Raw genomic sequence first — 14,090 nt, forward strand, 5'->3', positions numbered from 1 at the left:
CACCTCTATTCTAAATATATTTTGCTGCCATTGTCATAATATCTTCTTGAGTTAAATCATTAGTTAACCCTTCTCCTGCTAATCTACCATTAGACATTACCATTATTCTGTCACAAATACCTAATAACTCTGGCATTTCAGAAGAAACAACTATAATTCCTTTTCCTTTATTAGCTAAATCAATTATTAATTGATAAATTTCATATTTAGCACCAACATCTATACCTCTTGTTGGCTCGTCCAATAATAAAATTTCAGGTTCTGTCAGAAGCCATCTTCCTATAATAACCTTTTGTTGGTTTCCTCCAGATAATGTACTTATTAATGTTTTTTGACTTGGAGTTTTTACCTTCATACTATCGATAACCCATTGAGTATCTTTTGTCATTTTCTTGTCATCTAATACTCCAAACTTACTATATCCATCTATATTAGCTAATATAGAGTTAGACTTTATATCTAATTTCCCGAATATTCCTGTTGCTCTACGTTCTTCTGTTAGAAGAGCAAATCCATTTCTTATTGCCTTTCTTGAATTTGTATTTTCTACCTTTTTACCATGTAAAAGTATTTCGCCCTCACTATGATGAGCTATTCCAAATATAGTTTCTAAAAGCTCTGTTCTCTTTGATCCAACAAGTCCAGCTACTCCTAAAATCTCTCCTTTTCTTAACTTAAAGGATACATCTTTTATAGATGGTTGATATGTAGCCGTTAAATTCTTAACCTCTAATATGACTTCCCCTGGTTTATTAGTCTTAGCTGGAAATCTATTAGTTAAATCACGTCCAACCATTAACTTGATTATTTTATCTGTAGTTAATTCTTTTGCAGGTTTTGTATCTACCCACTTACCATCACGCATTACTGTTACTTCATCCGATATTTGAAGAATTTCTTCCATCTTATGAGAAATATATATAATTCCGCAGCCTCTTGCTCTTAATTTATTAATAATTCTAAATAAGTGTTTAACTTCTTCTTCTGTTAAAGAAGATGTAGGTTCATCTAGAACCAATATTTTGGCATTATAGGAAACTGCCTTAGCAATTTCAACCATTTGTCTTTGTGAAACAGAAAGTTTAGCCATTTTTATTTTAGGATCTACATCTATTTCTAATTCCTCTAATACTTTCTTAGTTTCTTCATACATTTCTTTATCACTTACAACTCCAGCTTTTCCTGGATACCTACCAAGCCATATATTATCCATAACATTTCTTTGGAGTACTTGGTTTAATTCTTGATGCACCATGGCAACACCATTATCCATGGCTTGTTTTGGATTTGAAAACTTTACTTTTTTTCCTTCAATATAAATTTCTCCAGCATCTTCAATATAAACTCCAAACAGACATTTCATTAAAGTAGATTTGCCTGCTCCATTTTCCCCCATTAAAGCATGTACAGTACCTGGTTTTACTTTTAATTGAACATTATCTAATGCTTTAACTCCTGGAAACTCTTTACTTATACCTATCATTTCTAGAACATATTTATTGTCTGCCATACTTATTTCACCACTTTTCTATTATTTATTAAACTGCATAGTGGTAAACCACTATGCAGTCTATATTAAGATTTTTTACTATTTTAAATATGGTTGATAAGGAATACGGATAGCAACTCCTGTATCATCAAACTTGTAAGAAGTACCTTCAGTTGCACCTTTTCCAGCAGCTAAGTTTAATCCAGTTTCATATAATGCCTTAGCCATACCTTCAGCATCTTGAAGAACTGATCCTAACATATATCCCTTAGCTATATATTCTTGAGCAGCTGTTGTAGCATCAACTCCAACAACTATAATAGATTTTTCGCCAGAGTCAGTATTATATCCTTGTGCTTGTAAAGCTGCAATAGCTCCTAATGCCATACCATCATTGTTAGCAATAACTGCTTCTATCTTATCTCCATGGTTTGATAACCAAGCTTCCATAGCATTTTGTGCTAATGCTTGATCCCAGTTACATACTTGTTTAGCTAATTCTTCAACTTGCATTCCCTTATCCTTTAGAGTTGAAACTGAATATTCAGTTCTAGCAACTGCTTCTGGATTATCAGGTTCACCTTGTAACATTACATATTGAAGAACTCCATCTCCATTTTTATCAATTTTATCTTTGTTAGCTTCCCATTCAGCTGCTATAATGTCACCTTGCATTATTCCAGCTTCTATAGCATTTGTTCCAACAAAAATAGCCTTTTCATAAGACTTAACTACTTCTGCAGCTGGTTCTCTGTTAAATAAAACAACTGGTTTTTCAGCTGCCTTTATTTTATCAAGAACAGTTTGTCCAGCTCCTGTATCAACTAAGTTAACTAATAATAAATCATAATCTTTTTGTAATGCAGTATCTATAGTATCATTTTGTGTAGCTTGGTCACCTTTTCCATCAAAGAATTCAAATTCAACCTTGCCACTATTTTCATCTTGTATCTTTTGTAATGCTTGACGAACAGTTGAAATATAAGTATCATCAAATTTATATAGGAATACACCTACTTTTACTGTATCGTCTGATCCAGCATTTTCTCCTCCTGTTGTTTTTCCGCCACAGCCTACTAATGTAGCTGCAACCATAACAGTGGCTAAAGCCATAGCTAATAATTTTTTAACCTTTTTCATACTAAACTCCCACCTTTTATTAAACTTTTTAGTTTTATGATTTCGTTTACATTTATAATTATAAAGTTTTTCAAAAATAACTCCATACAAAAAACTTAACTAAATTATCAAAATTCTTTGATTTTTCAGAATATATTTTTTAAGAATAATTTGTTAAATTTGTGAAGATAATTTTAAAATAAAATAGTAATTTATAACATAAAATAATTAAATATGATATAATTATTCCAAACCTACGAAAGGAGTTGTTCTTATGAAAAAAGGATTAAAAACTTTACTAATAATAATAGCTGTAATTCTTGTTATAACTCTTCCTATTATATCTAGTTATAACAATTTAGTATCCTTAGAACAAAAGGTTGATCAATCAGCATCAAATATTGATACTAATCTTCAAAGAAGATCTGATTTAATACCTAATTTAGTTAATACAGTAAAGGGATATGCAGCTCATGAAGAAGAAATTTTCACAGATATCGCTGAAGCTAGAAGTAAGTTAGCAGGTGCAACAAATGTATCTGAACAAGCAGATGCTGATTCAGAATTAAGCAATGCATTATCAAGACTATTAGTTGTTGTAGAAAAATATCCAGATTTAAAGGCTAATGAAAACTTTATTGCCTTATCAGATGAACTTGCAGGCACAGAAAATAGAATTGCTATTGCAAGACAGGACTACAATAAAATAGCAACAGAATACAATACTAAAAGAAGAAAATTCCCTACTACTATAATAGCTTCAATTTTTAACTTCGAAGAAAAGCCCCTTTATAAAGCTGATCAAGGCGCTACCGAAGTTCCAAAAGTAGATTTTGCTGATTAAAGATGATTTAATATGAAAAGATTTATTTCAAACATTTATAAATTTATTTTATTTGTTTTCTTGGGGGTATTTTCTTTAACTAACATTGTTCATGCTGATACTACTTTTCCAGAACCTACAAATTATAAATATGTTAATGATTATGTAAATTTACTTACTATAGATGAAAAAGAACGAATAGTATCTATTGGAAAGGAATTAGAAGATAAGACTGGAGCTCAAGCTACTATTGTTATTATAAACTCTTTAGATGATGTTCCAATAGAAGATTATGCTAATAAGTTATTTAGATCCTGGGGAATTGGCAAAGCTGATGAAGATAATGGACTATTAATTTTATTAGCCATTGAAGATAGAAGCTGGAGAGTTGAAGTTGGCCGCGGCCTTGAAGGCGCCATTACTGATGCAGGCAGCGGAAGAATAATGCGTAACTTAGCAGTACCGGAATTTCAAAATGATGACTATGGTACTGGTCTATTAAATAGTTATAGTGCTTTATGTGATTTAATAGCAAAAGAATATTCAGTCACCCTAGAAAAATCCTTAAATATTGATTTATCAGGTATTGAAGATGAGGATTATGAAGATCTTGAGGCTGGTGATATGATACCTATAGTTATAGTCGGAATTCTAGTAATGCTTGATATATTCTTTAATAGAGGACGCATTATATCAGCAATATTAAGAGCTATGTTTTGGTCTTCAGGACGTGGACCAAGAGGAGGCGGTTACGGAGGTGGCGGCTATGGCGGTTTCAGTGGCGGCTCCCACGGAGGCGGTGGTGGCGGCTTCGGCGGCTTTGGCGGCGGATCTTCTGGTGGAGGAGGATCTAGTGGAAAATGGTGATACCATTTTCCACAGTTCACAATGCATAATGTTCAATTACGGTAAGTTTTCAGACGAGCTGAAAATCTTAAATAATAATAAAATAAAAGCAGTTTCTTTTATGAAACTGCTTTTTCTATATATAAATTTAATTTATTGCTAATATATCTGCTTTATTCTCAAATATTTTTTACAAATTCAAAAGACTTTAGCTCTAATTGCCTTTGGTTTGCTTCTAAAGAAAAAGAAGCAAACTAAAGGCCATAACCATCATTCCCCCGATCAACCCATAGATTGATAAATGATGTTCTCCATATTCTTTTGCTGCTGGTAATAATTCATCAAAGGATATAAAAACCATTATTCCTGCTACTAGAGCAAAGATTATTCCAGAAGTTAGATCTGTGAAGAAATTTCTTAGAAATAGGTATCCTACTAATGCTCCAATTGGTTCTGACATTCCTGATAAAAAGGAATAAATAAAAGCTTTTTTCTTATCTCCTGTTGCATAATAAATTGGAACTGATACTGATATTCCTTCTGGTATGTTATGGATTGCAATTGCCACTGCAATTGGTATTGCTACATTAAAATCTGTTAAAGCTGAAACAAAAGTAGCAAGTCCCTCTGGGAAGTTATGTATTCCTATTGCAAGAGCTGTTAATACTCCAGTTCTCATTAATTTTTTTGATTCTTTTTCTTTTCTAATCCTCTTACATTCTTCAGTGCTACAATCATTTAGTACTTCCTTAATCTCATGAGGATTTTCTTCACTAGGTACAAGCTTATCTATTAAGGCAATTAAAAACATTCCTGCAAAAAATGCTATTACTGTTATATAACTTCCTTTTTTTACTCCTAATGCATTTACTAATGAAGTTTTAGCATCAGCAAATAATTCTACCATAGATACATATATCATAACGCCAGCTGATAATCCTAAACTGACGGATAAAAATTTCTTATTTGTAGTTTTAGCTACTAAGGCAATTAAACTTCCTATTCCTGTTGCAAGTCCTGCAAATAAAGTTATTAAAAATGCTACAAATAAATTATTCATGTTTAATCCCTCCTCTTTTCTTTATTTAAACATCTATATCTTCTATCTTTCAATAACTAAAATATATCTAAATACTAATATTTTATTCATTAATAATAATTATTAGTTATTTATATCTTATACTAAATTACATAATTTTTCAATTAAAAACCTGTTTTCCATTTTACTAAATTATAACCTTTCAATTAGATTTAATTTTCTTATGCTTCTTAGAAAAAAACTTAGAGTTATATAAGATTAAGCTTATATACCATGCGATAAAATATATTAAAGAAAGGAATTCCAACTTAATAAAATAATCATATCCTGTACCTAAATCTTCTAATATTGTACCTTTTGCTGCAATATTTGAAGTAAAACTAACAAAAAAATAATCTGTTTTATAAATTGAATTTATTATTCCCATGCTTAATCCCATGACTTGAAGAATTAAATAGGCTCTTAATAATTCTAATTTGCTTATAAACCACTTATTAATTATAGATAAGTATATCGGTACTATTATTATAGATAGATGAGCCACCATAAAATAATAATATTTTAAATATCTAGAGGACATTGATTTATCCATTGATAATATACTTGATATACCACCTAATACTCCAGCAAATAATAAGAAATTAAATATCTTTTTATTTGGTTTTATTAAAATAGCTGCACATAAAACATTACAAATATAACATAAATGTAATGGTAATTTATTGATGGTTAATCCTTTTATTATCCAATTTCCTAAATAAAAAAGAGAAGTAACTATTATTATAATCCCTGCAAAAAAATATCTTAATCTTCTTTCAAACTTGTTATTTAATCTTATTTTCTTTCTAAAGATAAAAAGTAAAAATAAAATAACTATTAATAATATTATTGGAAGAAATCTTTCATAATCATTCATTATGTAATTTGGGTTTTCTCTCTCATAAATAATAAATTCTTTCATAGGCTCTCCTTTAATATATTTCAACCTTCTTTTAGTCTTTAGTACTATAACAAATTTATGCATAGAGAAAACTGAAAATGCCAGCATAATGATTTTATACTGGCATATATTATAAATTTATTATTTATAATAATTAAATTGCTTATCTTTTTTTCTTATCGTCCTTTTTTTTATCGTCCTTTTTCTTTGGTATTTCACATCTGCCAGCATTTCTTAGGCACTTAATTATTTCTCTATAAGCTTTCTTATAACCAAGTACGAAGCCTTCTTTAAGTCCTTTTTCATGTCCTTCTGCGAAGCCTTTTTGTTTTCCTTCTGCAAAGCCCTTGTCACGGCCAACGCATAATCCGTTTGAGTAACCTCTCTTGTATCCAACATCATATCCTTTTTCATAACCTGCTTGGAAGCCAATCTTGTAGCCTTTTTCATAAGCTGCTTCTGCTAACTTTTCAGCTTTGCTTAGGCCCTTCTTATATCCTTTTTGGAAGCCTTCTTTCACTCCCTTTTCAAAGCCTAGTTTCTTGCCCTTTTCTAAACCTTTTTCAAAGCCTTTAGTATAACCAATCTTTATACCTTTTTTAAGGCCCTTTTCAAACCATTTTTTGCAATCAACTATTTTATTTTGTTTTTTATCTTCTTCTTTTTCTTTGCGATCTTTATTAAATTTCTTTTCATAATCTCTTTCAAAGTCTTTTTCAAAATCTTCTTCGTAGTCATCATTTTCGTCGTCTTCATAGTCATATTCATAGTACTCTTCGTACTTGTCTTCTTGGTCATCTTCATAGTCGTCAAAATAATATGAAGTATATTCTACTTCATCTTCTTCATAATCATCATCTTCATAAACTTCTTCATAATCTTCATATTCTTCATAGTCGTTAAATTCAAATTCATAATCGTCATTAGTAAAACCATATTTTGTTTCCATCTTTTTTCTCTCCTTGTTATTATTTTTTATAATACATAGATATGAAGCTAATAATTTATTTGTTAATGATTTTTAAGAAAATTTGACTGTGTAAGCTTATTCATACAATAATGAAACTACCTCTCTTACTAGTTTTTTTACCTTTGATGGTAACTTAGATAATGCCTTCTCCCTTTTCTCTTCATCCTCAATTTGAGCTATCCTCATAACCTCTTGTTGAACTCCTGGTATGGAATTGAATTCAGAGGCTATTCTATTGAATTTAGCTGCAAAGTTAGGATCCTGCATCTTAGCCTGTAATTTCATTAATAATTCAATACCATTCATATTTTTACTCCTAATCTTACTTTAATTTTATATTATTCATAATTATTTTCTTTGTTACATAATTCTTTATCAAAGTTTATACATGACTAAGCAAAAATAAAAAGAGCTGTCCTAAGACAGCTCTTTTTATTTGCTTTCTGAATTTAATATTAATTGAATTTTATCAATTCTTTTATCATCTAATTTTAATAGCTTTAATTTAATATTACCAGATACTACTTCACAATTCTTTGTGTCTGTAGGAATTTCACCTAGTTTTTCTATAAAGAAACCTGCGATAGTATCTGCATCTTCTGATTCTAATTCAATATCAAGATAATCATTTAAATCTGATAAACTCATCAACCCACTGACAATATAATTTTGATCGTCTATTTTTTCAATATCTAAAGAATCATCATACTCATCTAGGATTTCTCCCATAACTTCTTCAATGATGTCTTCCATAGTTACTATGCCAGAAAAGCCACCATACTCATCTATTAATATAGCAATATAGGCTTTCTTTTCTTTTAATTTTTTAAATAACTCATCTATACTTTGAGTTTCTATAAAGAAACATGGTTCTTTTATTAAATCTCTTATTTTTACATTATCAATACCTTTTTCTATTATACTAGCAAAAAGATCCTTTATGTGTAAAATACCTATTATATTATCAATTTCATCCTCATAAATAGGGATTCTAGAAAAATTCTCTTCTAATATTGTATTGATACAATCTTTTAGATTTTCATTAACATCTAATAAAAAAGTTTCTGTTCTAGGAGTCATAATCATTTTTGCTGTTGTATCATCAAATTCTATGATACCATCAATCATATCTCTTTCAGATTCATTTATCGCACCATTTTCTTCTCCTATTTCTATAAGGCTTCTAATTTCTTCCCTTGATATTTGCTCTTCTACTCCCTCATTCTTAAATCCAAAAATCTTCATTATTAGATTAGTTGAAAAGGATAAAAACCATACAAAGGGTTTTGTAACCTTAGACACAAATAGAATTATTTTTATTGCAAACATTGCTACCTTTTCAGTATTTTGCAATGCTATTCTTTTTGGTACTAACTCTCCTAAAACTAGTGTTAAATAGGAAATTATTAAAGTTGTTACTACTAATGCAATATCATCACTATATGGCACATTAAAATTATTAAGAAGTTCTGCAAAGCCTACTGAAATTGATGTTGCTGCCGATGCTGAAGCAAAGAATCCAGCAAAGGTTATACCTACTTGTATTGTTGATAAAAGTTTATTTGGCTCCTTTAGAATATCTCTTAATAATATTGCTTTTTTATTTCCTTCTTCCGCTAAAATGTTTATTTTAGTTTTATTTAAAGATACTATTGCCATTTCTGCAGATGCAAAAAATGCATTAACCAATATCAATATAAAAATTAAAATAAAACTACTCTCGGGACTACCTTCCATTAACTCATTCTCCTTTTAAATTTATTGCTTATAATTTTATAGTAATTATTATTCTATCATATTTATTTAAATTTTCAATCAAATTTGTCTTTGTTAATAATTATTTAAAAATCCAAAATTTGAAATTTGCTCCATTTTTAATAATTCATCAAAATAAAAAAAGTGCTTTCGCACTTTTTTTATTGCTTCTTAAAGGCTTCTTGAATTGTATGCCATGCAAGCACTGCGCACTTAACTCTAGCAGGCATGTTTGAAATATTTTGAAGCACCATTGCATCTTCTAATTTTTCTAATTCTTCTTCATCTTTAATTTCTCTTTTTATCATTCCAATGAAAGTTTCAACTAAGTTTAATGCTTCTTCCTTACTCTTTCCTTTAAGCAAATCTATCATCATTGAAGTTGAAGCTTGAGAAATTGCACATCCTTGACCTGAAAAAGCAAGATCTTCTATTATATCTCCATTCAATTTAAGTTCAAGAGTTATTTCATCTCCACAGCTTGGATTATGACCTCTTTCACATATATCTGGATTATCAAGTTTTCTTCTATTATGCTTTGAAGCACTTTGCTCCATTATAAGTTGGGTATATATGTCTTGTAAATCCATTGTATTACCTCCATTTTGCGAACATATCGTAAGTTTTCTTAATCGCTTCTATTAACTTATCTATATCTTCCTTAGTATTGTATAAATAAATACTTGCTCTACAAGTAGCATTAATTCCCATATATCTCATTAAAGGCTGAGCACAATGATTTCCTGCTCTAATGCAAACTCCTAGGGAATCGAAAATTGATGCGCAATCATGTGGATGAACTCCATCAATTGCAAAGGATATTACTCCTCCTCTTTTTTCTACTTCCTTTGGACCATATATGGTTACATAAGGTAGTTCTCTAATTTTTTCCATAGCATAGCTCATTAATTCATGTTCTATTTCTTCTATTTTATCCATGCCTACTTCATTTAAATAATCTATAGCCTTAGCCAAACCTACTGCACCTTCAACATTTTGTGTTCCAGCCTCAAACTTATATGGTAATTCATCAAATGTAGCTTCTTGTTCATATACATACTCTACCATATCTCCACCAAAGGTTACAGGAGGCATTTTTTCTAGTAATTCTTTCTTACCATAAAGTACTCCTATTCCCATAGGTCCTAAAAGCTTATGAGCAGAGAAAACTAAGAAGTCTGCATCTAAATCTTGTACATCTACTTTCATATGAGGTACACTTTGAGCTCCATCTACAACAACTACTGCTCCCTTTGAATGAGCATATTTAGCTATTTCCTTAACTGGATTTATTGTACCTAATGCATTTGATACTTGAGTTATTGCTACTAGCTTTGTTTTATCTGTTATTTTAGTCATAATTTCTTCTTCTGTAAGCTCACCATTTTCATTAGTGTACATATATTTTAATAATGCACCCTTAGCTTTTGCTACTTGCTGCCATGGTATAAGATTAGAGTGATGTTCTGCAATGGAAATTACAATTTCGTCCCCTTCATTAATAAAATTTAAGCCATAGGATCTTGCTAAAAGATTAAAGGAGTCTGTTGCATTTCTTGTAAATATTATTTCTTCTTTATATTTTGCATTAATAAAAGCTCTAACCTTTTCTCTTGCTTCATCATAAGCTTCTGTTGCTGCAACACTTAATGCATAAGCTCCTCTATGAGGATTGGCATTTGAATTTTGATAGTACTCTACCATAGCCTCTATAACTGATTGTGGTTTTTGTGTTGTTGCAGCACTATCTAAATATACTATTCTCTTACCATTTACTTCTTTTGTTAAGGTTGGAAAATCTTTTACTATATCTCTATTATTCATTATCCAAACATTCCTTTATAGCCTTAAATATTTCTTCTCTAGAATTTTGATCATCTATCTTATCTATTATAGGATTAAATGCACCTTCAATTATTACCCTTCTAGCTTCGTTATAATCTAACCCTCTAGTCATTAAGTAAAATAGTTTGCTTTCATCAATTTTACCTGAAGCTGCAGCGTGTTCTCCTGAAACATCATCTTCTTCACATAATAGTAAAGGTAATGCTTTTGATCTAACCTTTGGAGATAAAATCATGCAATATTCATCTTCAGCTCCAGTACTTCTTGATGCTCCTCTTTTAAAATCTATTGTTCCTCTGAATATTTTTTGCGCTTCATCTTTTAATGCTCCCTTAGTAGAAATATTTGAACTGCTTCTTCTACCTCTGTGTGTCATAACATAATTAATATCTATAACTTTATCTTTAGCACCTAAATAGATTGAATTTAAAGTTGAAGCTGAGCTTTCTTCTTTTAAATCTCCATGATAGTTAGTTATACTATATTTTCCACCTAGCTCTGCTGCTATAAAATCAACGCTGCCATTGTAGCTTACATCTGATACATTTGAATCTAAGTGCATTGTATTATTGTTTAATAAGTTTATCTTTGTTAATTTTAACTTGCTGTCATCTTTACTAAATACTTTTAAAATACCATTGTGATATCCTTCAGAAGCGTCCAAAGAATTGTATTTTATAATAATATTTGCTTCAGATTGTTCTTCACAAACTATTATTATATTATCTACTAAGGTATTATTGTTTTTATCCATATTGAACTCTATTATAATAGGTTCTTCTATTTTTGCTTTTCTTGCTATATTTATAATATAACCTTGGTTAAAGTCCTTTTCACCTTGATTAATTAATTCTTCTGATACACCGTAAGTAAAGTTTTTATTAAAAGGAAGTACTTTGTCCCTATCTATCTTTTCAATTATTACTCCATTATTTTCATTAGCAGTTATTTTTACATTTTCAAAAGTACCTATAGCTGGAGCCTTATACTCTAATGTTACATCATTAACCTTTAGCCAACTTTTTGTTCTTACAGGAGTCTTATTTAAATTACTAAAATTAATTTCATTAACCATTATCCTATGCTCCCTTCTAGTTCAAGCTTAATTAAATTGTTCATTTCAACTGCATATTCAAGAGGTAATTCCTTTGATATTGGTTCAACGAAACCTCTAACTATCATTGATTTTGCTTCATCTTCGCTTATACCTCTGCTCATTAGGTAGAATATAGCTTCATCGCTTATCTTACCTATTTTTGCTTCATGTCCGATTTCTACATCATCTACTGCTAAATCAATTACTGGAATTGTATCTGATTTTGAAAGATTGTCTAGCATTAGAGATTCACAGGATACAGTTGATTTTGAATTATGAGCATTTGCATTAACTTTAACAACTCCCCTGTAAGTTGCAGTTCCGCCGTTTTTTGATATTGATTTTGAGTTAATTGTTGAACTTGTATTTGGAGCAGCATGAACAACCTTTGCTCCAGTGTCTAGGTTTTGACCTTTACCAGCAAAGGATACTCCAGTAAATTCTGCAGTTGCTCCTTCTCCCTTTAAAACACTCATTGGGTATAGCATAGAAATATGTGATCCAAAGGATCCTGATACCCATTCTATTCTTCCGTTCTTTTCAACAATTGCTCTCTTTGTATTAAGGTTTAACATATTTTTAGACCAGTTTTCTATTGTACTGTATCTTAAAGTTGCTCCTTCTTTAACAAATAACTCAACACAACCTGCATGAAGGTTTGTTACATTGTATTTAGGTGCTGAACATCCTTCTATGAAGTGAAGCTTAGCTCCTTCTTCTACAATAATTAATGTATGTTCAAATTGACCTGCTCCAGGTGAATTTAATCTAAAGTATGATTGTAGCGGAATATCTACATTTACTCCCTTTGGTACATATACAAAGGATCCACCTGACCATACAGCCCCATGTAAGGCTGCAAATTTATGCTCTCTTGGAGATACGCATTTCATAAAGTATTCCTTAACAATATCTCCATATTCTCTTATAGCTGTCTCCATATCAGTGTAAACAACACCCTGTTTTACTAAATCTTCTTTTATACTATGGTAAACAACTTCTGAATCGTACTGAGCTCCAACACCTGCTAGGGATGTCTTTTCTGCTTCTGGTATTCCTAGAAGATCAAAAGTCTTTTTAATATCTTCAGGAACTTCATCCCAGCTTTCAGCCATTTTAGATTTTGGTCTAACATATGTAACGATATTATCCATATCTAATTCATCTAAAGATGGTCCCCAAGTTGGTAAACTAATTTCATTATATATATCTAAAGATTTTAATCTAAATTCAGTCATCCATTCTGGTTCATTTTTTTCTTTTGAAATAGTTGTAACTATTTCTTTTGTAAGACCTTTATCAGTTTTAAATTCAAATCTATCTTCATTCTTAACGTCATAGATTCCTCTATCCATTTCATCTATGACAGTTTTCTTTCTATTTTCCACAGGCTCACCTCCAAACTAAATTGCTGCCTTCTTAAATGCTTCATATCCATCTTGTTCAATTTGTTCAGCAAGGCTTGCGTCTCCAGTTTTAACAATTCTTCCATCAACTAAAACATGAACGTAATCAGCTTTTAAGTTTTCTAATATCTTTGTATTGTGAGTAATTATTAATACTGCATTATTTTCATTTGAGTACATTTTAATACCTTGAGAAACAATTCTTATAGCATCTACGTCTAGTCCAGAATCTGTTTCATCTAGTATCGCTAGTTTAGGGTTTAACATAAGCATTTGAAGAATTTCGTTTTTCTTCTTTTCTCCTCCTGAGAAACCTACATTTAAATATCTCTTTGCATATTCTGGTTTCATTTTTAATTCTTTCATATTATTCTTTAAGTCTTTATCAAACTTTAAGAACTTGATTAATTGACCATCTATAGCAATTTTAGAACTTCTTATAAAGTTCTCAACAGTTATGCCAGGTACTTCTTCTGGATGTTGGAAAGATAAGAATAAGCCCTTTCTTGCTCTTTCATCTGTTTTTAATTCTGATATATCTTCACCTTCGAAAACTACTTCTCCAGATATTACCTTATATTTTGGATGAGCCATTAATGTGTTAGCTAGAGTTGATTTACCTGCTCCATTAGGACCCATTATTACATGAATTTCACCTTTTTTTATTTGTAAGTCTAATCCCTTTAGGATTTCTTTTCCTTCAACCTCTGTTCTTAACCCACTTATATTTAATAATACTTCGCTCATTTTTACATCTCCTTG

General features: G+C 30.4%; 14 protein-coding genes. 2 read left to right on the forward strand and 12 right to left on the reverse strand.

Annotation, left to right across the window (positions count from 1 at the left end):
* Window positions 1–10: 10 nt before the first annotated feature.
* Window positions 11–1,510 carry a galactose/methyl galactoside ABC transporter ATP-binding protein MglA gene (gene mglA, locus BEN51_RS08260; RefSeq protein WP_119865595.1) on the reverse strand — a complete coding sequence of 500 codons (1,500 nt, stop codon included), beginning with the start codon at window positions 1,508–1,510 and terminating at the stop codon, window positions 11–13.
* Window positions 1,511–1,588: 78 nt separating this feature from the next.
* Window positions 1,589–2,629: a galactose ABC transporter substrate-binding protein gene (locus tag BEN51_RS08265; protein WP_119865596.1), complete on the reverse strand. Its 1,041-nt coding sequence runs from the start codon at window positions 2,627–2,629 to the stop codon at window positions 1,589–1,591.
* 253 nt (window positions 2,630–2,882) lie between these two features.
* On the opposite strand from BEN51_RS08265, the gene BEN51_RS08270 reads away from it, so the two are divergent.
* Window positions 2,883–3,452, forward strand: coding sequence for a LemA family protein (locus tag BEN51_RS08270; protein WP_119865597.1), 570 nt, complete (start codon window positions 2,883–2,885; stop codon window positions 3,450–3,452).
* Between the two features lie 12 nt (window positions 3,453–3,464).
* A complete protein-coding gene (locus tag BEN51_RS08275) occupies window positions 3,465–4,298 on the forward strand; it encodes a TPM domain-containing protein (protein WP_119865598.1) in 834 nt (277 codons plus the stop codon).
* A 214-nt stretch (window positions 4,299–4,512) separates the two neighbouring features.
* On the opposite strand, the gene zupT is transcribed toward BEN51_RS08275, so the two are convergent.
* The 10 genes from zupT to sufC form a co-directional block, all read right to left on the reverse strand.
* On the reverse strand, window positions 4,513–5,337 hold the full coding sequence (zupT, locus tag BEN51_RS08280; protein ID WP_119865599.1) for a zinc transporter ZupT: 825 nt from the start codon (window positions 5,335–5,337) through the stop codon (window positions 4,513–4,515).
* Window positions 5,338–5,518: 181 nt separating this feature from the next.
* The gene (locus tag BEN51_RS08285; protein WP_164704100.1) at window positions 5,519–6,277 is read right to left on the reverse strand and encodes a TMEM164 family acyltransferase; all 759 of its coding nucleotides are present in this window, start codon (window positions 6,275–6,277) and stop codon (window positions 5,519–5,521) included.
* A gap of 142 nt (window positions 6,278–6,419) precedes the next feature.
* Window positions 6,420–7,205, reverse strand: a complete 786-nt coding sequence (locus tag BEN51_RS08290) for a FliH/SctL family protein (protein WP_119865601.1) — start codon at window positions 7,203–7,205, stop codon at window positions 6,420–6,422.
* Window positions 7,206–7,301: 96 nt separating this feature from the next.
* On the reverse strand, window positions 7,302–7,532 hold the full coding sequence (locus BEN51_RS08295) for a hypothetical protein (protein ID WP_119865602.1): 231 nt from the start codon (window positions 7,530–7,532) through the stop codon (window positions 7,302–7,304).
* A gap of 126 nt (window positions 7,533–7,658) precedes the next feature.
* Window positions 7,659–8,963: a hemolysin family protein gene (locus BEN51_RS08300; protein WP_119865603.1), complete on the reverse strand. Its 1,305-nt coding sequence runs from the start codon at window positions 8,961–8,963 to the stop codon at window positions 7,659–7,661.
* Window positions 8,964–9,142: 179 nt separating this feature from the next.
* Window positions 9,143–9,571, reverse strand: a complete 429-nt coding sequence (gene sufU / locus BEN51_RS08305) for a Fe-S cluster assembly sulfur transfer protein SufU (RefSeq protein WP_119865604.1) — start codon at window positions 9,569–9,571, stop codon at window positions 9,143–9,145.
* Window positions 9,572–9,575: 4 nt separating this feature from the next.
* On the reverse strand, window positions 9,576–10,805 hold the full coding sequence (locus tag BEN51_RS08310; RefSeq protein WP_119865605.1) for a cysteine desulfurase: 1,230 nt from the start codon (window positions 10,803–10,805) through the stop codon (window positions 9,576–9,578).
* The gene (gene sufD, locus BEN51_RS08315) at window positions 10,798–11,901 is read right to left on the reverse strand and encodes a Fe-S cluster assembly protein SufD (RefSeq protein WP_119865606.1); all 1,104 of its coding nucleotides are present in this window, start codon (window positions 11,899–11,901) and stop codon (window positions 10,798–10,800) included. The genes BEN51_RS08310 and sufD overlap by 8 nt, the downstream gene beginning before the upstream one ends.
* Window positions 11,901–13,310, reverse strand: a complete 1,410-nt coding sequence (gene sufB / locus BEN51_RS08320) for a Fe-S cluster assembly protein SufB (RefSeq protein WP_119865607.1) — start codon at window positions 13,308–13,310, stop codon at window positions 11,901–11,903. Before sufB ends, sufD begins: the two co-directional genes overlap by 1 nt.
* Window positions 13,311–13,325: 15 nt before the next feature.
* Complete coding sequence (sufC, locus tag BEN51_RS08325; protein WP_119865608.1) at window positions 13,326–14,075, reverse strand: Fe-S cluster assembly ATPase SufC; 750 nt, start codon at window positions 14,073–14,075, stop codon at window positions 13,326–13,328.
* Between the last annotated feature and the right edge of the window lie 15 nt (window positions 14,076–14,090).

It is taken from the genome of Clostridium isatidis, from assembly GCF_002285495.1.
GTDB classification, from domain to species: Bacteria; Bacillota; Clostridia; order Clostridiales; family Clostridiaceae; genus Clostridium; species Clostridium isatidis.

Bases quoted from the DNA above. Each gene is read 5' to 3' on its own strand.
- BEN51_RS08295 (WP_119865602.1), bottom strand. From the start codon at position 7,532: ATGAATGGTATTGAATTATTAATGAAATTACAGGCTAAGATGCAGGAT.
- BEN51_RS08290 (WP_119865601.1), bottom strand. From the start codon at position 7,205: ATGGAAACAAAATATGGTTTTACTAATGACGATTATGAATTTGAATTT.
- sufC (WP_119865608.1), bottom strand. From the start codon at position 14,075: ATGAGCGAAGTATTATTAAATATAAGTGGGTTAAGAACAGAGGTTGAA.
- sufD (WP_119865606.1), bottom strand. From the start codon at position 11,901: ATGGTTAATGAAATTAATTTTAGTAATTTAAATAAGACTCCTGTAAGA.
- BEN51_RS08310 (WP_119865605.1), bottom strand. From the start codon at position 10,805: ATGAATAATAGAGATATAGTAAAAGATTTTCCAACCTTAACAAAAGAA.
- BEN51_RS08285 (WP_164704100.1), bottom strand. From the start codon at position 6,277: ATGAAAGAATTTATTATTTATGAGAGAGAAAACCCAAATTACATAATG.
- zupT (WP_119865599.1), bottom strand. From the start codon at position 5,337: ATGAATAATTTATTTGTAGCATTTTTAATAACTTTATTTGCAGGACTT.
- mglA (WP_119865595.1), bottom strand. From the start codon at position 1,510: ATGGCAGACAATAAATATGTTCTAGAAATGATAGGTATAAGTAAAGAG.
- BEN51_RS08275 (WP_119865598.1), top strand. From the start codon at position 3,465: ATGAAAAGATTTATTTCAAACATTTATAAATTTATTTTATTTGTTTTC.
- BEN51_RS08300 (WP_119865603.1), bottom strand. From the start codon at position 8,963: ATGGAAGGTAGTCCCGAGAGTAGTTTTATTTTAATTTTTATATTGATA.
- sufU (WP_119865604.1), bottom strand. From the start codon at position 9,571: ATGGATTTACAAGACATATATACCCAACTTATAATGGAGCAAAGTGCT.
- BEN51_RS08265 (WP_119865596.1), bottom strand. From the start codon at position 2,629: ATGAAAAAGGTTAAAAAATTATTAGCTATGGCTTTAGCCACTGTTATG.
- BEN51_RS08270 (WP_119865597.1), top strand. From the start codon at position 2,883: ATGAAAAAAGGATTAAAAACTTTACTAATAATAATAGCTGTAATTCTT.